At 68.0% G+C, this 21,787-nt stretch carries 20 protein-coding genes and 1 pseudogene; 11 read left to right on the top strand and 10 right to left on the bottom strand.

Annotated features, from left to right (window positions below; genetic code table 11):
* Positions 1 to 21: 21 nt before the first annotated feature.
* The 3 genes and pseudogenes from H958_RS40805 to H958_RS49335 form a co-directional block, all read right to left on the bottom strand.
* A complete protein-coding gene (locus H958_RS40805) occupies positions 22 to 1,569 on the bottom strand; it encodes an amidase (protein ID WP_156028320.1) in 1,548 nt (515 codons plus the stop codon).
* Entirely contained in the window at positions 1,562 to 2,020 is a 459-nt protein-coding gene (locus H958_RS46885) for a hypothetical protein (protein ID WP_156028319.1), read from the bottom strand. Before H958_RS46885 ends, H958_RS40805 begins: the two co-directional genes overlap by 8 nt.
* Positions 2,021 to 2,668: 648 nt before the next feature.
* Positions 2,669 to 2,992 (bottom strand): annotated as a pseudogene (locus H958_RS49335) (IS256 family transposase); the annotation flags it as partial.
* Positions 2,993 to 3,175: 183 nt separating this feature from the next.
* Between H958_RS49335 and H958_RS0127495 the strand changes: the two are divergent.
* A complete protein-coding gene (locus H958_RS0127495; RefSeq protein ID WP_231379384.1) occupies positions 3,176 to 4,654 on the top strand; it encodes a hypothetical protein in 1,479 nt (492 codons plus the stop codon).
* Positions 4,651 to 7,239, top strand: coding sequence for a phospholipase D-like domain-containing protein (locus H958_RS0127490; RefSeq protein ID WP_028061001.1), 2,589 nt, complete (start codon positions 4,651 to 4,653; stop codon positions 7,237 to 7,239). Before H958_RS0127495 ends, H958_RS0127490 begins: the two co-directional genes overlap by 4 nt.
* Positions 7,240 to 7,589: 350 nt before the next feature.
* Here the strand turns inward: H958_RS0127490 and H958_RS49250 are convergent, their stop codons facing one another.
* Positions 7,590 to 7,874, bottom strand: a complete 285-nt coding sequence (locus H958_RS49250) for an HNH endonuclease (RefSeq protein WP_407641169.1) — start codon at positions 7,872 to 7,874, stop codon at positions 7,590 to 7,592.
* Between the two features lie 202 nt (positions 7,875 to 8,076).
* On the opposite strand from H958_RS49250, the gene H958_RS0127470 reads away from it, so the two are divergent.
* Together H958_RS0127470 and H958_RS0127465 are read left to right on the top strand one after the other, a co-directional pair.
* On the top strand, positions 8,077 to 8,805 hold the full coding sequence (locus H958_RS0127470) for a hypothetical protein (RefSeq protein WP_156028317.1): 729 nt from the start codon (positions 8,077 to 8,079) through the stop codon (positions 8,803 to 8,805).
* Positions 8,802 to 9,764, top strand: a complete 963-nt coding sequence (locus tag H958_RS0127465; protein ID WP_196807593.1) for a tyrosine-type recombinase/integrase — start codon at positions 8,802 to 8,804, stop codon at positions 9,762 to 9,764. The genes H958_RS0127470 and H958_RS0127465 overlap by 4 nt, the downstream gene beginning before the upstream one ends.
* Before the next feature lie 185 nt (positions 9,765 to 9,949).
* Here the strand turns inward: H958_RS0127465 and H958_RS40795 are convergent, their stop codons facing one another.
* Positions 9,950 to 11,308, bottom strand: coding sequence for a DUF3631 domain-containing protein (locus H958_RS40795; protein WP_051324887.1), 1,359 nt, complete (start codon positions 11,306 to 11,308; stop codon positions 9,950 to 9,952).
* Positions 11,309 to 11,648: 340 nt separating this feature from the next.
* Positions 11,649 to 12,191, bottom strand: coding sequence for a hypothetical protein (locus tag H958_RS0127455; protein WP_156028316.1), 543 nt, complete (start codon positions 12,189 to 12,191; stop codon positions 11,649 to 11,651).
* Positions 12,192 to 12,461: 270 nt separating this feature from the next.
* Here H958_RS0127455 and H958_RS0127450 point away from each other — a divergent pair, with 270 nt between their 5' ends.
* Positions 12,462 to 12,800 carry a hypothetical protein gene (locus H958_RS0127450; protein ID WP_028060997.1) on the top strand — a complete coding sequence of 113 codons (339 nt, stop codon included), beginning with the start codon at positions 12,462 to 12,464 and terminating at the stop codon, positions 12,798 to 12,800.
* 665 nt (positions 12,801 to 13,465) lie between these two features.
* Here H958_RS0127450 and H958_RS0127445 read toward each other — a convergent pair.
* Positions 13,466 to 14,461: a tyrosine-type recombinase/integrase gene (locus H958_RS0127445; protein WP_156028315.1), complete on the bottom strand. Its 996-nt coding sequence runs from the start codon at positions 14,459 to 14,461 to the stop codon at positions 13,466 to 13,468.
* Positions 14,462 to 15,640: 1,179 nt separating this feature from the next.
* Here H958_RS0127445 and H958_RS0127435 point away from each other — a divergent pair.
* From H958_RS0127435 to H958_RS0127410, 6 genes are all read left to right on the top strand, one after another.
* The gene (locus H958_RS0127435; RefSeq protein ID WP_156028314.1) at positions 15,641 to 16,453 is read left to right on the top strand and encodes a hypothetical protein; all 813 of its coding nucleotides are present in this window, start codon (positions 15,641 to 15,643) and stop codon (positions 16,451 to 16,453) included.
* 112 nt (positions 16,454 to 16,565) lie between these two features.
* Positions 16,566 to 17,198, top strand: a complete 633-nt coding sequence (locus H958_RS0127430; RefSeq protein ID WP_156028313.1) for a hypothetical protein — start codon at positions 16,566 to 16,568, stop codon at positions 17,196 to 17,198.
* Positions 17,195 to 17,377: a hypothetical protein gene (locus tag H958_RS0127425; RefSeq protein WP_028060992.1), complete on the top strand. Its 183-nt coding sequence runs from the start codon at positions 17,195 to 17,197 to the stop codon at positions 17,375 to 17,377. Before H958_RS0127430 ends, H958_RS0127425 begins: the two co-directional genes overlap by 4 nt.
* Positions 17,378 to 17,463: 86 nt before the next feature.
* Complete coding sequence (locus tag H958_RS0127420) at positions 17,464 to 18,264, top strand: hypothetical protein (protein ID WP_028060991.1); 801 nt, start codon at positions 17,464 to 17,466, stop codon at positions 18,262 to 18,264.
* A 43-nt stretch (positions 18,265 to 18,307) separates the two neighbouring features.
* The gene (locus H958_RS0127415) at positions 18,308 to 18,589 is read left to right on the top strand and encodes a hypothetical protein (protein WP_028060990.1); all 282 of its coding nucleotides are present in this window, start codon (positions 18,308 to 18,310) and stop codon (positions 18,587 to 18,589) included.
* Positions 18,590 to 18,776: 187 nt separating this feature from the next.
* Complete coding sequence (locus H958_RS0127410) at positions 18,777 to 18,998, top strand: hypothetical protein (RefSeq protein ID WP_028060989.1); 222 nt, start codon at positions 18,777 to 18,779, stop codon at positions 18,996 to 18,998.
* A gap of 1 nt (position 18,999) precedes the next feature.
* On the opposite strand, the gene H958_RS0127405 is transcribed toward H958_RS0127410, so the two are convergent.
* The 3 genes from H958_RS0127405 to H958_RS48535 form a co-directional block, all read right to left on the bottom strand.
* On the bottom strand, positions 19,000 to 19,557 hold the full coding sequence (locus tag H958_RS0127405) for a hypothetical protein (RefSeq protein ID WP_028060988.1): 558 nt from the start codon (positions 19,555 to 19,557) through the stop codon (positions 19,000 to 19,002).
* 241 nt (positions 19,558 to 19,798) lie between these two features.
* Positions 19,799 to 21,061, bottom strand: a complete 1,263-nt coding sequence (locus H958_RS40790) for a glycoside hydrolase family 3 N-terminal domain-containing protein (protein ID WP_028060987.1) — start codon at positions 21,059 to 21,061, stop codon at positions 19,799 to 19,801.
* Positions 21,055 to 21,756 carry a nuclear transport factor 2 family protein gene (locus tag H958_RS48535; protein WP_231379383.1) on the bottom strand — a complete coding sequence of 234 codons (702 nt, stop codon included), beginning with the start codon at positions 21,754 to 21,756 and terminating at the stop codon, positions 21,055 to 21,057. Before H958_RS48535 ends, H958_RS40790 begins: the two co-directional genes overlap by 7 nt.
* Between the last annotated feature and the right edge of the window lie 31 nt (positions 21,757 to 21,787).

The following is a 21,787-nucleotide window of genomic DNA, read 5'->3' as shown; positions in this document are numbered from 1 at the left end:
GCGGTTCGCCCCGATTGAGGGTTATGACTTGGGCAGGGGCCCGAAGTCCGCTGGCGGAATGCGGCGGTCCGTGGCGTCCTGATAGGCCGCTGCGATCTTCAGGATCGTCGCCTCGTTGAACGGCAGTCCGAGGAAGTCGATTCCAACGGGAAGTTTGGCGGCGATTGGTCCCACCAAGCGCCCCTGTGGCTGGGTCGGGTCGGCCACCCGATCGAACACCTGACTGGTGAACCCCGCCGGGACCGTGATCGCCGGGAAGCCCTGCTGGTTCAGCAACGTCCAAGCCTGATGCGACCTGTCGTTCTTGTCTGGCTCGACGGGTGCCTTCGTTATCGCCGGCGGAATGTTGCCCGTCGGGTACGTCACAGCGTCCAGGTCCATGGTGGCCATGCACTGAGACACGATCTCTTGGATCGTGGAGCGATCGAAGATACGCCCGCTCATGTCATAGGTCGTTGCGGCGTTCGCGGACGTCAGGGTGGCCTTCACGTCCCTGAACCGGGTGTTCGTCACGAAGTCGTCGGTGTAGAACTTCGACTTGTTAATCAGATCGGTGAGCGTCTTGATGTTGCTGTCGCCCCGCTCGATCAGGTAGCGGTTGATCTTGTACTTGGTTTCTCCGATCGCACCCCCAGCCGGCCCAAAGTTCCGGATCGTGGGCGCACCTGGCACGTTCGACGGGTTGAACAGCCTGTTTAGCAGGGCCAGAATCTGGTCGGTGCCTGCCGGGAACAGGTCCGGGAACTGCCGTACATAGAGGGAGTTCCGCGACACCGGCGCGTACTTGTCGATGCAGGACTGGAAGAGCGCTCCCTCCGGGCCTGGGTCGACGATCGTTGCTCCCAGACCGCGAAGGTCGTTGATGGCTGCGTTGACGATGTCGATACTTTGAACGTCTACCTCGGTGAACAAGCTCTTGTTCATGTACTCGCGCACCACACCAATGCGCATGCCCGACAGCGGCCTCTTGTTGTCCCCCAGATCGGGAACATACGACGTGGGCTTCCGTCCGATGCTGAGGGTGGTCAACTCGTCGTTGGGGTCATACCCGGCGGTGACGTCCAGGACCTTGGCCACATCCGTCGCCGTCTTGCAGATGCCTCCTTGCCGGTCACTCAGACCTTCTCCGTTGAGAGATCCGTAGCGACTGTTCAAGCCTTGGGACTGAGAAAGCCCGACGACGCTGTTGAACCGCGACGGCATTCGGATAGAAGGACCACCCTCTTCTCCCAGCGCGCAAGTGACCATGTTTGTCGCCACCGACGCGGCCGAGCCTCCGCTCGAGCCGCCTACGTCCCGATCAGTCGCGTAGGGATTGCACATGGTCCCGCCGAAGGCGCTGCGACTTCCCGAGGCGTATTCACCCATGTTCGCCTTCGCGAGGATGATGCCACCGGCGTCGCGGATTCGCTGCACCACCGTCGCATCATGAGGCGGACGGTCGTTCGCATACGCCGCGTCGGCACCCGACGTGGTGCGCATGTCCTTGGTGTCGAGCATGTCCTTGACGCTGAACACCACGCCGTGCATCGGCCCGATCAGCTTGCCCGTCCGCTTGAAGTTAGGCATCCTCTGTCGCTGCGACCTCTAGGGCGTCAGGCATGCCCGGTGCATTGTCTCCGGAGTCAGTCAGGCTCCGCGCCTTGCGCGCGTCGAACCCGAACGCCGCGCGAGACGCCGGTCGGAGGTTCAACGTCATCAGCGCATTGATCTGGCCTGCGTGAGGGATCGGGGTAATCGGCCCCAGGATTCCCTGCGGTTCGTCGACGCAGGTGCCGTTGTACGCCTTGATGCGCGCGAGATACCCCGTAACCACATCGGTCACGGTCACCTGGTGGCGCAAGATCGCGGTTTGAATGTCAGCGATGCTCGCCTCTTCTAGATGAAACGAGCCCCGGTCCTTCGGCCCGGACCGCGCGCCCGCCTCGGCAGGCACCGCCGCGATGCCCAAGCCCAACAGCAACGCGAGCAGGCCCGCCAGGACCCCTTGCCGCCATCTCAATTCACCAGCAACCGCCATACGACGTTCCCCCGCTAGTCGTCGAAAACCTCGGACGGGGAGCAGACACGCTTGGCAATCGCAAAAATATGGACGACTGTCCAACCCATCTCGACAGTCGGGCCAAGGGCGTGACCCTTGATTCGCCAGCAAGCTGATCTGACGAGCTGGTGAACGCCGGTCGTCGGGATTGTAGTGAGTGGGGTTGGGTGATGGGCGGTCTGCGGAGCCGCCTGGCGGGCTTGGCGAGCGGTCGCTGGCCGTCGCCGATTGCTTGTGCGAGCAGAGCGAAGCGCCGGCCGCGCGCCGGACGTTGCGCGATGGTCGGTGGGCTTGCCGTGCGCTCGCGCAGGTGGCGCGGCGTGACGCTTGAACCGCCGGTGAAGCTCAGCTGCGCGCCCGGGTGCGGGGTGCTCGCGCCGGACGATCAACCGGGAGCCCCGTGGCCAGGCGTCGAGCGCGTTCCCACCGATGCGCCCTCGCGCTGCTCCCGTCGCCGTTAATCGCGGGCCGCACGCCCGTCACGGCGGATCGAGCGCCACTGCGAGCAGGAAATCGCGTTCCGGGTGATCGCTGCCAACCGACCAACCGCGCTCCCGGGCGGCCCGCCCGATCTCCCCGCGTCCGGAGCGGCTCGAGGACGCTCGGCCGTGGGTCGCCTGCCACGTCGAGCTCGTGCTCGCCGTCGGCCGTTCGCATCCGGGGGCGGCGGACCCCCACGCGCCGGCCGCCCAGCGTCATCGACCCGTCCTCGTGGCCGTGACGCACCGCCCTGCGATCCGGCTTGTGCTTGCCCTTCGGGCCCACGACCTCCTCGACTTCGAGCTCCATCAGCTCGTGCACGACGCCGAGCCCGACGCCGACGCTGGGCGCCAGCAGCCCCTCCCGCGCGGCCCCGACCAGCTCGCCGAGCGCCTCCTGGATCTTCGCTGGGAGCGGACTCTCGATCGGCTCCGCTACGGTCACGACCTTCGCGGCGGATACCTCGCCCATTCGCGTCATGCTGTCCACCCCTCGGATTATTGTGGCGCCATGACGCTTGTCGCCGTCGAACCCGCTGAAGGGCCGCTCGTCGAGTGGGTCACGCCGGCGCTCACGATCAAGCGCGGCCGCGACCCGCTCGGGTTCCAGACGATCACGCTGGACCGCATCATGCCGGCGCTGCTTCCGGGCGTCTTGGCGCTGAGCGAGCGCGCCCGTTACCTGACGATCTATCCCTTCCTGCTGTCGGAGTACCAGCAGCGTCGCCTAGCGGCTGACAATGCATCGCTCGGCGAGTTCATCCGGTTGCGCGAGTACGAGCTGTGCTTGGCGATGCAGTTGTGCCCGCGTCACTGCGGAGCGTCGAAGGCGATCGGCAGCGACCGCGCGCGCCCCGACGCCCGAGCGGAGCCGGACGAGTTCGCGCGCCGGCTCGCCGTTGAGAGCTCGATGGGCGGGTACGGGCTGTACTACCGCTCCCCGCTCGTCGACCTCGACATCGTCATCCCTGCCGGCGCCGCACTGGGTGAGACGACGACGCGCATTGACGTGCTGCACCCCGCGTCCGAGCACGCCGAGGCGCTCGCTCAGGCGTTCCGCGAAGCGATCACCGAGACGACATACGCCAAGCACTACATGAACGGCGTCGATCCCATCCCGCTCGACGTGATCCGGGAACTCGCCGAACACGCGTGCCTATGCCGGCTGCGTGAGCGCCCCGCTGAACAGCGGGCCATTCGCGCCGCCTACTTCGACCAAGTGCGCGAGGATCGTGCCGAGCAGGTACAGCAGCGTCGCCGTGCGTTCGCGCTCTTCCTCGACCAAGTTGACCGCCATCCCGACGTCGCGCGCCACGACGGCGCGTTCCGTCGCGGCACCATCGACGCCTTCCATGAGCAGCGAACGCAAGCCGCATCGCGTTCGGAGGCCTATGCCTCCTGGGGCGCGCTGGCGATGAAGGAGTGCGTCCAAGACGCGGTCTCCTCGCTGTGGACGGAGTTCTGCCGTCGTGGCCTCGATGTGCAGGAGCACGACGGGATGTCACGCGACGAGTTGCACGAGTTCGTCACCGGCCGTCTGGCCGGCGCCGGCGCCTTCGAGCTCGGCGGGAAAACCGTCGCCTGGCGGCCCGACCAGCCGCTGAGCGAGTACCGACAGACGGTCCTCACGGCCGCTGAGGGACTCCACTGGGAGGACGTGCGCGCCTGGACCCAGCAGCAGAACACTGCGATGTCCGGGATGGCGGCGCTGCTGTGGTTCGAGGCGCATACGCCGCCGGCCGGCAGCGTTCTCGGCCCGTGGGAATGGGTCGCGCTTCAGGACTCCGATCACCAGTCCGGCCTTCTGCGGACGGTGACCGCAGTTCGCGGTGAGCTTGCCACGAATTCGGCGGTCGGGGAGGCCCTGATGTGGGCGCTTCGGACGTTCGTCCTCGGCCCGCACGAGGTGATCGCCTACTCCAAGCTCCCCGAGTCGACCTTCCGCTTTTGCTGGGAGGAGGGGCGGCTGCGTTTCTATCCCACCGGCCACGACCGCTTCGCGCCCTCCGGGGCGCGCCGGAATGCGCTCTCGTCGCTCAGCGAGGACATGGGCCTGTGGGAGCGCGTCGGCGAAGACGACGTGCCGCGGCTCACGGGCGAGGGCCGCGGCCTCATCACGCGGGTGTTCGGGTGAAGGTCGCCGCCCACTTCCGGCCGGGCACGCGGGCCTTCTGGGGCACGACGTATGCGCTCGAGCTGACGCTGTTCGACCAGTACCTGCTGCGCCAGCTCGGCGGCCCGCCCCTGAATGTGGTCGTGCTCGCCGACCACTGGAAGCTCAGCCAGATGTGGGACCGGCTGGAACCGGACGAGCACTACCTGGCTCGGCAGGCCAACCGCGTCTATCTCCTGCGCGGCGTCCAGCTACCGGGTGGCGGCGCCTTCCACCCCAAGACCTTCCTCTTCGCCCGCCGTGACGAGGCCACCCTTGTGATCGGCTCCGGCAACCTCACCCGCAGCGGCCTCGACGCTGGCAAGGAGGTGTTCACCTCCTTCGACACGAGCACCGACGAAGGGCTGGCCACGCTGCGAGCGTGGGCGCGGTGGATCGGCTGGCTAGTCGACAACGCCGACGACGAGCAACTGAGCCGGCGCTTCACGGCCCTGCGAGAGCAGTCCCCGTGGATGCCTGGGCCCGTCGGTCCCACGCCGTTTGCCGTCAACGACGAGCAGCCACTGCTCGAGCAGTTCGTCGAGCAGCTTCCCGGAACCGTCGACGAACTGCACGTCAGCGCCCCGTACTACGATCGCGACGCGCTCGCCTTGGCCGGCGTGCTCGGCCGGACGTCCCCCAAGCGCCTGCACCTGTATCTCGGGCTAGCGACCAGCGTGCACGGCCCGTCGCTGGCCGGTGTTCTTCAGGCCGCCGGGTGCGACGTTCACCTGCACCGCTTCGAGCCGGCGACGTTCGTGCACGCCAAGCTCGTCGGCGCCGTCTGCGGCGACCAGGGCCTGCTGCTCTGCGGCTCACCGAACCTCTCACGCGCCGCGCTCACGCTCACGCACGCCGACGCAAGCCGCGGCAACTGCGAGGTGGCGCTCATCCGCCGCGGCTCGGCCGATCAGGTCCGCCACCCCTTCCTCAGCTCGGGACTAGAGCTCATCGACGTGCCGACCGACCACCTGCACGACCTGAAGTTCGATTCCGATGACCCGGCCGAGGGTCGCCCGATCGTGGCGCTCAGACGCGCCACCTGGCGCAAGGACGGGCGGATCGCCATCACGGCCGAACCTGAGCCTGAACCGGGCCAGCAGCTGGCCTGGGCGCACGGGACGACACCGCTCGACGGGAACCTCAGCAACGAGGCGCTCGCCGACCACGACGAGCCGCCTCGTCTCGCGTGGCTCGCAGATCGCGATGGCGAGATCGTGTCCAACGCCGTGGCGATCGACGACCCCAACGCGCTCGACCGCAGCCTGGCCAGCCGCGACCCGTCCCGTGATCGCCCCGGCGAAATGCACGAGCAGGACGCCGAGACGCCGCTCGGGCGGCTGATGGGCTGGCTGCACCAGCAGTGCATTTTCGACATTGATGAAACGCCTGCCGCCCGGCGCGCGCAAGGCGCCCAGGACGAGGCGCCCGAGGAAGAGAGCACCGACTTCTGGGACCGGCTGATCTCCGAGGAGCTCAACTACGACCCACGCACGCAGAACTACCGCCGCATCGGACCTACAGTCATGCCTATCGGCCACGACCTGTTCCGCGAGCTGGAGATCATGCTCGCCAAGGCGCCGCTGGACCACCCAGTGCTACGGCTCATCACCGGCGCGCCGACCGGCGAGCCGCCGCCCGAGGGCGACGACGGGCCCACCGGCGTCTCGTGGTCGCTGGAGGCACGCCAGCGCGTGCGGGTCACCAACGTCCTCAGTCGCTGGTGCCGAGCCGTCAGCGACCCGCGCCACGCGCTGCTGCGCCCCGACGCGCCCGCCGCGAACTACCAGGCGCTGGTCAGCGTCCTCGTCACCGCCTGGGCCGAGGGGGCCCTTGACGAAGACCGGCTCGTCCGCCTCGCGGGCGAGCTGTTCGGCGCCTTCCTCGGCGACGGCAAGTCGCCCGGCTTCCTTGGCCGCGCGGACGAGCAGCTGCGCGCCACCGTCCTGTACCAGCTCGACGACGCCGTCAGTGAATGGGCAGCGGCCCTCGCCTACCTGGCGCTGCGTCCTCACCGTCCGTGGAAAAGCATCGTCTACGAGTGGCAGCCCTACCTGCGGCGCGGGCTGATCGACTCGAATGTGATGAGCGTCGGCGAGCGGACCGGCGAGCTCGTCGGCCGCGTGCTCGGCGAGGAGCACGACCAGCGGGAGATCGAGGACGTCCTCCTGGCCCGAGCTGAGTACTTGGACGAGGAGAAGTGGTGTGAGGGCCTCGCCGAGACACTGGGCCTGCGACGCGTCGCGCTGCGCAACATCGGCAACGAGCATGTTCCCCTGAGGATCATCATCGACGGCATCAAGGACCCCCTCGCGGACCCGCGGGTCGTAGAAGCCGCGCTGAACGCCATGCGTTTCCGCAAGACGGAAGCTATCGGCATCGAGGCTGGCGACTGCGTGGCGGTCCTGCGGCCCGGTCACCCGGCGGTCGCCCGCATGGGCAGCATGGCCGGCGGCACGAGGCTCAAGTCGACCGTCGTCATCACGGCAGACCGACTCGCCGCCATCGAACGCCAGGGCGGGGCCCTGAGCGAGCTGCTTGGCCTTCAGACGGCGGCCGCGGCCTGACAACTTGCTCAAGCTCCACCGGACGCCATGCCCAGGCGTCCTGCCCCCGGGACCGACGGGCGCCACCGGATTCCGCCGCGCTTCCGCGGAACCGCCGCCCCAGGCAATCTTGTGCGCGAGCTACTGGGCCATGCGCTAGCGCCCAACTCGCAGATTGCCCCTCGACGGCAATCGCGCGCGCCCATGCATTCGCGCTTGGTGATGGACTGATGGACCTCCTTTGTCGTGTCGTTCTTTCGCGCGCCACTGACGGTCGTTCCGTCACCGATGCGGCTCGACGAGCCGAACAGGACATGTGGATCTTGCCGACCACGCGTTTGACGAAAATGACCGCGGCGATTAGGGACAACTCAAAGGACGGCCGACTTCCGAGCGCAGGCGGCGCACCGTGCCGCCTCGAGTTCGTCTTCGAAGCATCCTAAGTGGCGCCCGCGGAAGCTCGCCACCCATTTTCCGAGACGCGCACTCCACGATACGCCGCGGTAAGACGATGTCGCACCCCGGTTAGAACCCACATTCATCATGTTCTCGGCATGTGTGACGAGGCGCAAGTTGCGTCGTCGATTATCGAGCCTCTTGCGATTGCGATGGTCGACGCAAACTCCAGCCGGCGCGTCAAGTATGAAGCGGTGCATCAGCACCGTCCGCCGGATTGCGTCGTGACGGATATGAGAGATGGCGTATCCGTGTGAGTCGAGGTGCCACCGATGCTCGAGCACGCGCGGAGCGTCATCTCGGTCGATCACCGTCCACGCGCGTACGCGGCCATCTCGAGCGCGAAGAGGCACGTGTACCACGCGGATGCCGCACTCTCGAGGGTCAACATCCTCCCACTCATTGCAGTTCTCACACTTTCGTAATATACGATCACGCTCACTGAATCCCCAGCAGCAGCAGCAGCAGCAGCAGCAGCAGCAGCAGCAGCAGCAGCAGCAGCAGGGATGGTTGCATGTCAGCACCGTGCGCAAGCAGCTGTACGCGATCAAGCCGTTCTACAAGTGGGCGTGGCGCCAGCAGATCGTGGACGCCGACACGTGGATGCGGATCAAGGACGTCGCGCCGCCGCGCGGGTCGACGAGCCGGGAGCTTCCGCGGCCGTACCGCGTCCGCGACGTCCAGCGCTTCTGGGATGAGCTCGACGCCGCGTTCCCGACCGTCAACGAGCGTTTCGTCTCGCGCTTCGACCGTGGCGTGTCGCGCTACCGGCGGATCTGGACGCATGCGATGCACCTGCAGGTCCAAGCGGTCGCGTCCCTGGCGCTGTTCGGCGGCCTGCGCGCCCAGGAGATCCGTTACGCCGAGATCGACGACATCCACCCCGACAACGCCTACATCGTCGTGCGCAACGGCAAGGGCGGGCGCGGCGGCCGGCAGGGCTACCGCGAGGTCCCGGGCACCGACGAGGGAACGGCCCACGCGCGTGTGGTGCGTCCCACAGAGACGTATGCGAAGGACGTGCATCAGTCGCGCTTTCCGATGCTGGTGTTCGAACTAGCGCATAAGAACCGTTCCGAGCTACGTGCCGGCCGTCAATCGCACACCACGTTGACAAGGAGCGTCACGTGAACGAGCAGAACGAGGAGCTCGTCGGCGAGCCGCTGTCCATAGGCGCGACGCGGGCTCTCGCGTTGGTGCAACGGCCGTCTCCCCTGCCCGTCGTTCGTCACGATGGCGAGTTGCTTGCGCGGGCGTTCCTCGCCGGGTACACGTCGGAGCAGACACGCGCTGCGTACGGTCGCGATCTCGCTGACTTCTTTGCGTGGTGCGCCACATACGGCGTCGCGCCGTTGCGCGCGCAGCGAATGCACATCGAGTTCTACGCGCGCTCGCTCGAACACCTCGGGCGCGCGCCGGCAACGGTGGCGCGACGCCTCTCCGCGCTCGCCGGGCTCTACCGATACGCCGTGGAAGAACGGGTCCTGGACCGCTCCCCCGTCGCGCATGTACGGCGGCCGCACGTCCCAGAAGACTCCCCCACCCTCGGTCTCGATCGCCGAGAGCTCCGTCAACTCCTCGGCGCCGCCGAAGACGCAGGCCCCAGAGATCACGCGCTCGTGTGCCTTCTGGCGCTGAACGGTGTCAGGGTCTCGGCCGCCTGCGGCGCTGACGTCACCGATCTGGGCGAACAGCGCGGGCACCGAACACTCACGCTGATCGGGAAGGGGAACCGCCGCGCCATCCTTCCCCTCGCCCCCCGCACTCGCACCGCCGTCCACGTGCACGTGCACGGGCGTGCTCAGGGCGCCTTGCTGCTGGCGAACGACGGTGGTCGCCTGGACCGGCACGACGCGGCTCGCGCGATCCGCCGGCTCGCTCGCGCGGCGGGGATCGCGAAGACCCTCTCGCCTCACTCGCTGCGCCACACGTTCGTGACCCTGTCGCTCGAGGCCGGCGTGCCGCTTCATCGCGTCCAGGACGCCGCCGGGCACGCTGATCCTCGCACGACCCGGCGGTACGACCGGGCGCGTCACGCGCTCGACGGCCACGCCAGCTACACCATCGCCGCGTTCGTCGAGGACACGTAGTGCCGGTGGAACGTCTACAAGCTGCGTTCGCCTACCCATTGGTCCGAAGCCCACCCGTCCCACGGTCTCGCAGTTCGTGGCGGACCGGGGCGGCCGCGTCCCCTGCGGTGGGGTCTGGCACATCTTCTTCGCGGCGACGCCACGGGCGCGCGTCCCACCTGAGCACGGGGCGGCGACTGGGCTGCTCAAGTCTCGAGGGCTATCCGTCGGTCGATCAGCAAGACCGCCTCCTCGAGCGTTCGGTCAGATTTGAGCAATTCGGCGCTGAAGTCACTCAGCGTCAGGTCGCGCGGTTCGTGGCGCGCTTGCCTCGCGACGGCCTCCGATTCCGTCGGCATCCACCCACTCGGGTTCGCGCCAGCGGCGGTGGCGTCCGTGTCAGGGTTGTCAGGGGCAACGTGACGGTCTCCGGAAGGTGTCGCCGGCAGGTAGCGCGACCAGGCGTCCTCGAACTGATGTCGGTGGTACCCCTGCGCGCGACGGTCGGGTAGGCGGATCTGCCGGCTGGAGATGTCGTACGCGCGCAGCAACGCGGCCAACCGGGCGGCCGTCAGCGGTCGGCCGTCGGCAATCTCGGACCATGGCGCTTCGGCAAGGCCGTGAAGACGCCTCACGAGCTCGGTCGTGGAGAGGCGATCGTCGTGGGCAAAGACCTCCTGGATGTCGGCCAGCAAGCGGATCCCGAGCGAACCGTCGTCGAGCTGGCCCCCGGACAGCAGGATCGCGGCACGGCGCGCGCTTTCGGGCCAGTCTCCGCCGGCGGCATCGGCGATGGCGAACAGCGGCTCCCAGGCATCCGCGGCGCGGTCGTGAAGCGCCTCGGGAAACGCGGGACGGGCATCGACGAGAGCTGGGGTCGCGTCCACCGCCCACTCGGCGATCCGGTCACGCAGCGGGGTGAGCCGGGCCTCGACCTCGCGCCGGTAGGAACGAGCAACCGTCTCGTGAACCGCGCGACGGCGCAGGCGAATCTGAATCGAGCGGTCTGCGACGGTGTCCGGAAGCTCGCCGATTGCGGCGAGCGCCTTCGCGCAGAACGTCGGGAAGTCGTGGACCTCGTAATTCTTGCCGACGCAGCGTGGCACGGTCGCGCCGCGGCGATGGCCCGCGTTCAGGAGCGCGCGGACGCCTTCGTGCTGGGCGGCGTTGCGTCCAAAGAACGTATCGACCTCGTCCAGAAGCAGGGTCGGGCGATCTCGCGCGATCTTGCGGTAGAGCACCGCCTCTGTCGGCGCGATCGCGTACCAGGCGTGCGGCACGAGCTGCTGGAGCGTGAGCAGCAGCAATGACTTGCCCGAGCGCTTCTCCGCGCTCGTGATCGCCAGGTACGGCGTCACCTCCGCGCCCTCGACCGCGTGTGCATGCAGAACCCAAAGGGCCACCGCCGTCGTCTGCTCCGGCCGCAAGGCGATGTAGCTGCCGACCTCGCTGGACACCTCGTCCAACAGCACCGCCGGCCCTGTTCCCCCCTCACGGGCCTCAAAGCTCTGACGGGTCTGACATGCGACGGGCTCGACCGCAGAAGCGCGCTCGATGTCGGTCACCGGAGACCTCGAGCCCGGCCCGACCGCGGGGAGGCCGAGAAGCCGGTGGCGGTGTGCCGACGGCCGCTGCGCCGACGCCGAGAGCTGCAAACGGCGGTCAGCACATTTGCACTCTCTGCAGCGCTCTCGCCACACGCCCGGCCACAGCGGTCACAGACGTGTCTGTCAACAGCACTGGCATGCAGGGTCACGCGCCACGTTGCGAAGGTCAATCCTGACGGGGGCTGAATCGTGAACTCACTCACGGTCACTCCTACTTGGTCTCTGGGCCGAGGCATCGGTGGATGTCCAACCCCGACGTCTTGTTCTCGCCGTAATCTACGAGCGACCCGTCACCTGTCTAGGTAGTTACGCCGGGACTCCGGTGTTCACGCCGCAAATAGCAGCCCGAATGCGAGATGAAGGGGGCAACCTCACCCGTGCCGGCCACCCAGCCGCGTGACGCAGCTGTCAACTGGCGACCGCCAAAACCCGGCCAACACCCGCTGCCGAACCTTTGGAGGATGAGGTCGCCTGAGCCGTACGTCGTCATCGCGATCGCCTCGGCGAGCTCCGACACGATGCCAACGATCATCACGCCCGGCGCCTGCAGCCCAGGGCCAAGCACGTTGCGCTGAACGTCGCCGGGGAACTGCGCGCCCGGCAACGCCATGAGGCCGAGGCCCCCGGGGCGGCCGTCCGAGAGCCACTCGAGAGCGATGTCGACCAGCTCAAGGCGGTGACGTGCTGCGCGCGTCGTGCTGGTACGGCTAACCTTACGGAAGGTAAGCGCGCGGCACCGGACAACGGACAACGAGAACACCGCCTGAAGCTGTGCACCAAAGCCCGACGCCAGTACTCCACGCGACGGTCGGGCTTCGGCTCGGCTCTGTTCCCGGTCCACGGCGTTCTCACGACGGCAGCGGCATGGCCGGGTCGCGCTTTCACTGCGGCATGTCCGCGATACCACACAAGACGTCGCGATTCACCGTTTGTGACCTCGTAACGAATCACTCCCCTATTTCCGAGCTGCTGGCTTCTCCTCCGTCCCGCTTGAACTAAAGTCGACGCCGTTCCGGTCAGCCGAGTCAGCGACGCAGAGATGAGACACGACGAGGCCCCACGATCCGCCGGACACCGGTACAAAGCAAGCGCACCCGCGCCGGAGGCAGATATGAGCACCCCCGCAGAGCCCCCCGAGCCGATCTCGTACGAGATCGAGATCATGGCTGACTACCCCGGACGGATAGTCCTCGTCGAGGCCCACGGGGACCCCGAGCACCCGGACTACGAGCGCGGCGTCTACATCAGGCTCAAGATCGGGGGCTCTGACTCGGTATCCGCCTGGGAGATAGATTCGGCGTGGACCTGGCTCAGCGAGGAGAACGCGCGCGAGATCGCTCAGGCGCTGCTCATCTTGGCTGGCTCGGGTGAGGGCGACGCCCAGCAACGTGGAGGCGCCCGACGCGCATCGTGTGTTCCGCGCCGGCGACGGCGAGGCTACTCAAGCTGATTGCTTACTCGCAGTAACCAAACATCCTGGGCGAATCCATGCGCCACGGCCACGCGCGCTCCGACGCCATCGAGCTGTGCGCCACCGACATGGAGATCGGCCTGCGCGTGCGCGGCGCGCCTACAGCGCCGCGCTGCCCCAGCGCAACGCATCGGGCCGCCGCGCCACACGCCGAACCCGATCATGGAGAAGGGTCCCCGCCAGCCGTAACCGACAGCTCAAGGCATCGCGTGACCCCCGGGGTCTAGAGGGGACCGCGGACCGATTCGTAGATGGGCGAGCGGTCATCTACCGCAGCGGCTCCGGCCTCATCCGTAGCAACCCGTGACGGCCCGTCTGGACGGCGGAGCGTCGCTCCGAGGACGCCGCACAGGCGCCGCGGCCCGCGGCCCAGGGTCATGGGATGGGGATCGACCTGGAGCGACGCCACGGGCGACGACACGTTCGCCGAGCCAGAGGCAACACGCCATGCCGTCAAGCCGGCCCCGATCGAAGGAAAACGGCCGTTGACCCGCACCAGGCGTTGGCGAACTCGTGGCCCGCACGGCCGCGAGACCCGCAGCAGCTGCCCACGCTCCGGACCTGGAGCCCGGCGCGCAGCCGCCGAGGCGTGTCTGCGACGAGCGCCACGACGGCGGACCGCGGACGACCATTGGCGCGCCCCGCTACCCGCTTGCCACATTCTGCCTCGCCGTTCGGGACCACGGCAAGGCGCGCTCGACCTGCTCGAGCTTCCGTTGCACGTCCCCGCCTGCGGCCTCGACGTACGGCAGCGTGTCCTTCATCGACCGGTGCCCGAGCATCCGCTGCAGGTGCCAGACCTGCAGGCCGGCGCGCAGCCATTCCACCGCACCGGTGTCGCGCAACCGCCGGAACGTCCAGCCGCGCCCGAGGTAGGAGCCGAGCAGCTTCTCGAAGGAGTGCTCGGTCATCGGCTGCGTGATCGTGTTCTCGCTCCACAGGTTCAGCCACGCGCGGTCGTGCGGCGGATCGACCCGCGCGCGAAAATCGAGCCACTCGCCGGCAGCTCGGCGCGCCATGCCGGTATGCGGCAACTCACGGATGGTGCCGTCGCTGCGCCGAACCGAGATGTACGCGTTGTCCGGATGGATGTCATCGACGGAGCAGCGGTAGATCTCACCCCGGCGCACGCCGCAGGAAAGTGCGAGCACGACGACCGCCTCGAGCTGCAGGTGGATCGCGTGAGAGCGCACGCGCGAATACGGCGAGCGGCCTTCCTGCCAACGACGCAGCCATCGCTCCGCGTCCTCGGGCGCCAGCCGCGCCCAACGCTCGTCCAGCACGCGCCAGAGCTCCTGAATCTCCCAGCGCTTGTACGGGCGCGGCTGCGCGACCCCGCTGGAGCCTTCCGGCACGGGGATCGACCGGATTGCGATCAGCGCATCGGCGGTCACGAGCCCCTCGCGCCACGCCCAGGTGAAAAACGACGTCATCACCGAGCGCTCCTTCCTGACCGTGCCGGCGCTCGCGCCACCATCGCGACGGCCGTTGAGAAACGCGCGTACCGCTTCGCCGTCGGCGGAGAGCAGCGGAGCTGGAGCGACGAATCGCTCGAGTCCGTGCAAGACCTTCAGCTGAGCGCTTCTCCTGCCGTCGCTGACGGGCGGAGACTCGCGCGTGAATCGCTCAAGAACATCCACTTACCACAAGTAAGCATGCAGGTCGGACAGAAACCCCGGAAGTGACCGCACGCCTTCGTACAGGGTCAGCCCACCGACGGCCGCACTTTCCGACGGGGTACCGACGGCCTACTTCCCATGGAACTCGACGAAAATTTCCAACTCGCGCGGCGCGATTTGGGTGTAGCTGTGCCGGACCGAACCTGGACTGGTTTCGAATAACGAACTTCGCTCCGAGGTGAGCCGTTGCGGCGAGTGCGCAGCAGGTCGCGTGTCGCAGGGTCGATGAGCATCAGCGTCTCGGCGTCGGTGCGGATTGCGACGCCCGGCGGGTGACATCTCGGCGGCGAGAGCCTCTGCGGCTCGGACCAAGTGGCCGGCGAGTCGGGTCGCCGGCGAGCGAGACAATCGGGTAGTTTGCTCGCATGGCGCCGCGGCCCTATACCCACCGCCGTTGCCTCTTCCTCGTCGCGTTGCCTTTGCTCGAGCCATGCCATCGCCCTCCGACGGACGGAACCGCACGAGCCTTCGGCCCCAGCGAATCGACGGCATGCCCGCCCGCCGCATCGCATCGACCGTGTCTTCACTCACGGCGAGCAACTCGCCGAGCTGCGCCCTCGTGATCAATGGCTCGGTTGGTCCCCCTACGCCCCCGGGGCGGCTAGTTCCCCTCTGCCACGCAGCTCCTCCTCAAGAAGCCGCCTCGCAGCGCGGTCCAGGACCCGCTGCACCGCCACGTACACGCTACGCGGCAGGACTCGTGGACCGATGACCGTCCCGCCGCCCGGCATCCGCTCGGTAACGATCTCGCGCTCATACAGCGTTCGGTCGTCTGGGCCTGCGACGACTCGGCCGTCGACCTTCCAACGCTCCGGCGTGTACATACGGGTGAACGTACTCCTGGGCGCCCCGTAGGGCGCCCGGGAGATCGCGCGCTAGTCCTCGGCGACGCAGGAGCAGTCGCCGCGGCCGAGGCAGGGCTCCGAGAGCCCCGCCGCTTCGTGGGCCGCACAGCTCGCGTGAGATCGCGCGCTGCGGGCGATCAGCGCGGGCGCCCGACCGGAGGATCTCGACAGCTTCGGCCGGCTCGTGGCGCGCCTGACGGAGATCGGCGAGCATCGCCCTGACTAGCGCATGGGCTACCCGCGCGCCTAGGGATGCTTGACGAGCGCTCCGGCTGTTGGAGATGATCGCGCTACTTTGCGATCACTGAGCGCACTCTCGATTGCGACAACAGTGGTGATCTTGGGCTGCGGCAGCGATCCGCCCGCCCGCACATCGATCACGCCCGAGCCGACGCAATCGCTCGCCGCGGCCGAGGGTGTCGCACCGTCACCACGGGACGACGCTCCAGACCAGACCGAGATCGATCTCGATAGGGCCGTCGTCGGCGCGCGCGAAGACTCACTCTCAAGCCCGGCGGACGCGCTGCTGTACAACACGCGGCGCTCGACGCTTGTGCTCCGCGGTGAGGTTCGGCCGCCAGACGCCGTGGTGAGGTTCGTCTGGGCGAAGAGGCCGAGCCGGGGATGGGGCCCCCCGAGGGCGGTTACCGTCTCGCGCAAGGGCCGCTTCAGCATCCGCCTCAACCTCGCGAGAGGCGAGACGGACGTGAAGATCAGCGCCAAGTCGTCAGCGGGCAGCGCGACGCAGCTCGTGGGCATCACGCGGCGTGGAACAGTCCAGCGATCCCTGCCCGCGCCGCTGACGTGTCGCGAGCCGTCCGGCCAGGAGAAGGCGTCGCTGCGTTTCGCCGTCCGCGCGCACGATCGCGAACTCAAGGACGCGCCGTGGGCGATCGTCCAGCGCGGCGGGTCGAGTTTCATGGCGGCCGAGATCGACGCGCCCGGACCGCGGCTGATGGTGCTCGTGCGGTTCCCCGAGGACGGCGCCTACCTGTCCGGCATGAAGGCCGTCAACGGGACCGCACGGACGTTCACCGATCTCCCCGACGCCGGCGACCGGATACCAGCCGCGGGCCAACGCGCGCTCGACTGCGTGCGCGATGCGTAGGGTCGCGTTGATCACCACGCTCGCGGCGACGCTTGCAGTGCCGAGCGCGGCGTTCGCGGCGGACGCGCTGAGCCCGATCGACGGAGACGTCGTCAGCTCCCGTCCCACGTTCGTGTTCGACGTCCTCAAGGGAGCTGCAGATATCGAGCTGTCGCGCTCGCCCGAGACGCTGACGGCAGGGCCGAGCGCTGGCGAGTTTGTGGACGAGGCGGCGAGCGAATTCGCGATCCTCTACATGCGGAACCCGCGCGACGGGGTCGCCCCTTGGGAATCGCCCATCCCGCTGAACTCCGGCCAGTACTACTGGCACGTCCGACTTCGCGACGACAGCGTGGACAGCGATGGCGATGGGTTCATGGAGGGAACGCAGTACCCGTGGGGCCCGGTGCGGACGCTCACCGTGAGCGACGAGCCGCCCGTGTTCGAAGGCTGGATCATCCGCGTTCAGCTCCTGCGCCCCGTCGGGCGCTGCAAGACCCGGCTAAGGGTCTATGGGACGATCTCCTGGTCCGACAATGAAGAGGAGCCGTCCGCTACGTACAGCGTCTCGCTGAAGGCGGGCGCTCGCGTCCTCGGGCGAGTGCGCGGAACGTTCGACACGACGTTCAGGCCACGGTTCGACGGCGCCATCTGCTCGACTCGACGGGTGACCGCACGCTCCTTGACGGCCACGGCGGCTCTGCGCGACACGAGCGAGCAACTCGTCATCGGCGACCCGCGGAAGGTTCGGAACCCGGCCCGATGAGCGACGAGGAGGATCGCGAGCGCGTCGCGTGGGCCGTGGAGCGCGCCATCCGTCGCGAGTTCGATCTCGGAGCCCCGGTCTTTGACGAAGACTGGTGGGAGACCGCGCTCCGGATCACGGATGTCGCGCTCGAGGCGCTCACATTGAGCGGCACCGAGCGCGGATTGTCTTCCGGCTGATTACAGTGCGGACCCCGATCGCAGCGTTACTCCCCTATCGATCAGGGACGCTTGACGCGTTGGGGCCGCGGCGGAATGCTCGCGCGATGGTAAGGATCGTCTGTATCGGCGCCGTCGTGGCGGTGACGGCGCTCTCGGGGTGTGGAACGTCCAGCGACGAAAGCGCGCTTCAGTCCGGGAGTACGCCTGCGGCAAAGGAAGATCTTCCGACGTTCACGTCCGAGAACTTCGGCGAACTCGAGCACCGCGCGAATGACTTCAAAGGGGCGAGGGTCAAGGGCCTCGTGGGAAAGGTCTTCAACGTCGACCGTAGCGGCGAGGTCGGGCTCGCCCTCCAGATGTGGCTCGACGACGACCAGAACCACCAGGCGATCGTCCTCATCGAAGACCAGGGATTCGAGGTCAGCGAGGACGACTACCTCGCAATGAAGGCCGGCACCGTCTACGACCAGTTCGAAGGTGAGAACGCACTTGGGGGCGAGCTCTCTGTTCCGCGCATTCTCGCGACGGACTACGAGATCACCGACGCGGGGGCGATGCACCCGGCGATCTCAACCGCCTCGTCGAAGACGGAGACGCTCGGGGACGTGCGGATCACGATCTCCAAGATTGAGTTCGCGAAGGACCAGACCCGCATCTACGTCAAGGCGACGAACACGGGGCCCGAGGATGGGTCGATGGATACCGACCCATCTGTCGTCTCGCGCGGAAAGCAGATGGAGTCTTCGATCGACTTCGATCAGGAGCAACTGAGTTACGACCTGTCGGCCGGCGCGTCGACCGAGGGAGTGCTCGTGTACCCGGCTATGCCCGACACGGGCCTGGTCATCAAGTTCAAGGGTCTTGACGCCAACTACAACGACGTCTCTGCGGAGTTCCGCTACTAGCGGGGTTCACGCGACGAGTGGCTCCTCGGGAAAGGACGTCCGTTTGATCGCCACGGCATGGACCATCATCGCGATAGTCCTCGGGGTCGCCGGGGCGCTCTTCTTCCTCGGGTACGCCCTCCTCATGATCGGTAGCTTTGTCGGCTGGATTCTCGAGCGGTTTGGATGGATCGGCCCCACAAGGGCCCGCCGCGCAAGGGAGGAAGGGCGCGCACCTGAACGAGTTGGCTATCCCCGTGATCTTCTGGATCTGGGCGAGATGTGGTGGTTTGTGGTGCTCGTGGGACTCGCGGTAGTTACCGTCGTGCTGCAGCAAACGAGCTAGCGAGCAGTCCCCCGGGCGGGAACCCGCGACGCCGTCCCGACGTTCGTCCGACACGTACGCGAACATATGTTCGTAAATGCCGCCTCCGTACCCGGTTGTCCGCGCCCGTCTCGACCGGGCTCTCGCTACTGATGATCTCGCCCGGCGTTCGTGCTGCAGCACGAGAGCTCCGCGGTGGCTCGGCCTGGTGGACGCGCTCGCTGTGCTCCTGTTGATGGAGCGGCTCGACGATCCGCAGTTCGAGCGCGCCGCTGTCCGGTGGATCAGCCGATTCGCTGTTGAATGCGGCGGCGTGCTGCTCTGCGAGCTTCACGCCGCGCTCAAGGCGGTAGACGCGCTGCCAGCGCCGGACGCGATCGCCATGCTCGGCGCCTTGCTCAAGCGCCGTGGCGCCGCGCGCTCCACGTAATTCAGCGACGAGACGAGCGCGGCTGCAATTGTACGGCCGCCAGCTCGTGTGCAGCCGCTGAGAACCGTTCGTACGCCGCATCGAAGTCGGCACCCGACTGCTTCAGCTTCTCCCATGACTTCGCGACGTCGGCGTGTTGCCCAAGGTCGGCGGCGATATTGACCGCGTCCGAGGAGAAGACGAGGGCGCGCCAAGCGTCGGCGTGCGCGACCACGACGGGGTGCTCGCTGCCGAAGCGGAGCGCCAAGCGAGCGTGATCGAGATCGACGACTCGAGATGCCTCGTGGAATGCCTCGATGTGGGACGGCTGGTTCGCGCGGATCGATGCCGCATGCGTCATGAACAGCGAGTCGAGCGCGCCACGAAGCCTGCCCGCGCGCCCAAGGTGCTGGGTCGCGTCGTCAAGCACCTCGCGGGCTTCCTTCCGATCGACGAGAACGCGGGAGTACTCGTGTTCGCGGGCGGCCCGACGCGAGGCGATCCAGCCGCCCACCGAGGGCCCCACCACACCCGAGACGACGATGCCGACGACGGCGGTGATGGCAGTGGGATCGGCCACGCCACGAGCTTGACCGACGCCGCGGACGCGACGCGCTGTGTGCCGTGAGGGCGCGACTTCAAGTACCTGCCGAATGAACGCGACGAGTATGGGCGCACGCTGATGTTTGCACCCGCTGCAACCACAAGGAACCGAAACCGGGGCAGACCAAGGTCGACGACCGCTAGACCGGCCTGCCTCGGCCATTGTGCTCAGACTCGCGGACGACGCACACGCCGTGCCGTCATAGACGTCGCTCGGCTCAACCGAGACGCGCCTTGAGGGCGGCGATCCGCTGGTTGCTGTCCCGCAGGCGGCTAAGGCTGATCCGGCCGCTGCGGGCCGCGTGGAGCACCTGGCGGTACATTGCCTTTCCCTCGGCCTCCGTGCCGGCGCTGAGCAGAATGTCGGCTCCGGCGGCGGCAGCCATAGCCGCCGGGGCGCTGAAGTCGCCGAGCGCGCGGGCCGTCAGGCTGTCGGTGATGATCACGCCGCCGAAGCTCTCGCGCAGCGAGCTGAGGCCCTCCGGCGACAGGACGAACGGCCGGCGCGCGTCGATGTCGTCGTAGATGGCGCTCGAGACCATCACCATCGGCGGGCTGTCGCTGAGCAGCCGCCCGAATGCGCTGCGCTCGGCGGCCGTGGTGCGCAGGTGCGCGGGGGCGGCATCGGTGTTTTGGCTTGCCGTCCCCAGACCGGGGTAGTGCTTGATTGCCGGGATGACGCCGCCGCGCTCCAGGCCATCAGCGAACGCGGCGGCCGCCTCCGCGACCGTGGCCGCGCTTGCGCCGAATGCGCGGCCTTCGCGCTTGATGAACGCCTCTGGACCGGCGGGGACATCGGCGACCGGCGCCAGGTCGACGCTGACGCCATGCCTACGTAGCTCGGTACCCGTCGCCTGGCCTTGGCGTCGGGCGGCCGTAGCGCCGGCGGCGCCCATCTGCGGCGGGGTCTGCGACGGCGGCAGGAGCGCGAACCGCTTGACCTGGCCGCCCTCCTGATCGGTCGCGATCAGCAGAGGCAGCCTCCCGCCGGCGTGCGCGGCGGCCTGCAGTTGGTCGATCGCAGCGGGCAGCCGGTCGCTGACGTTGTGGCCCATGATGATGATGCCGCCGACCTCGCCGCGGCGCACCCGGTTGAGCAGCGCCCGACTCGGGATCGTGTCGTCCATACCGCTCATGAGCATCTGGCCGACGAGCTCGGGCAGCGATCCGGACCCGGAGCTGCCGCGGTTGCCCTGATCCTCCATCGCCTTGTTCGTCGTAGCGGGCTCGCCTCCACGGGTCCGGACGGGCGCGGCTCCGCGCTTGTGAGGCTCGGAGGTGTTACGGCGCTTTGCGCCCGCCGCGGCGGCGGCGTGGGCATCGCGCGGCGGCCCGCCGGGTACAGTCCCGACCGCCGTTGGCTGCGGGTCATCCGCCAGCGCAGCCGAACCAACGGTCAGCATGCCAGCGGTGAGGATCGCCGACGTAGCGACGGTCAGCACCGCGACCGGGACCGGGATGCGACGCAAGTCGTTCAGCACGAGCTCGGCGCCAGCTTGGCTTTGGCGATCTTCCAGCGGCCGCCGGTCTTGACCATCTCGTAGTAGCCCGACCAGTCCTTGCAGCCGGTCACCTCGGCGTCGGTGCGCAGCGTGTCGACGTCGACGATTGCGGTCGAGCCGCTGACATCGCGGGCAGTAACGGATACGTCGACCGACAGTAGGTTGTCCTTCTCGTGCTGAGCCACCCAGCTGGCTTGGCCGCCGGAGGACGCCTGAAGCGACGGGGCGAGCAGGTCGAACGCGGCGTCGTAGTCGCCGGACTCGATGTAGCGCCAATGACGGCGCACAGCCCGCTCAACCTTCGTCTCGGGCGACGCGCTGCTGGCTCTCGACGCCGATGTGGAGGTGTCCGAGTTCGAGGCCGACGAGGAATCGTCATATGAGCTGCTCGAGTCGTTGCTGCCGGAGCTGTCGTCCGTGCCGCCGGTGCTGGACGTGTCGGACCCGTAGTCGGAGCCGGTGGTGCCGGACGTGTCGGACCCGGAGTCGGACGCCGAGCCGGTGTCGCCGGAGGTGCCCGAGCCGTCGCTCGTTCCCGCCTCGCTTGACGTGTCAGACGCCGGGTCGGAGCCCGACACGTCGGCGGTGGATTGCTCGGAGGGGTTGGCATGCTTGGTGGTCAGAACAAGCGCGGTCGCCGACCCGCCGAGCGCGAGCACCAGCGCCGCGACCATCGCCACCGCGCCGAGCGAAACGCGCCGGCCC

Origin of the sequence: Candidatus Solirubrobacter pratensis (assembly GCF_000425945.1) — a bacterium.
In the GTDB taxonomy this organism is placed as follows: Bacteria; Actinomycetota; Thermoleophilia; order Solirubrobacterales; family Solirubrobacteraceae; genus Solirubrobacter; species Solirubrobacter pratensis.
This window is presented reverse-complemented; position numbering and strand designations above follow the sequence as displayed.